This window comes from Mesorhizobium sp. ArgA1, assembly GCF_053714375.1.
Genome location: NZ_JBSKBQ010000222.1, coordinates 1 through 216, shown reverse-complemented (window position 1 = coordinate 216; position 216 = coordinate 1). Strand labels below are relative to the sequence as shown.

Below are 216 nucleotides of genomic sequence, written 5' to 3'. Positions count from 1 at the left end.
GCCTCGACATTGCGCTCATGGGCCAGGCTCAGCAGTTCTACCGTCAGACGGCAGGCATCGCGCTCCGGCAGCGCCTCCATGGCGGCATGGTAGAGATTGCGATAGGCATCCCTTGGGAAGAGATGATCGCGATAGCTGAGTCTGGGCAAAGCTCCTGGCTTCTGGCGCAAGGAATGAATGACGTGACGATAGTTCACGACATGCTGGACAGGGGCC

The 216-nt window shown here is 59.7% G+C and carries 1 pseudogene; it reads right to left on the bottom strand.

The window, feature by feature from the left end:
- Positions 1–216 (bottom strand): annotated as a pseudogene (locus ACWGTI_RS33055) (IS21 family transposase); the annotation flags it as partial.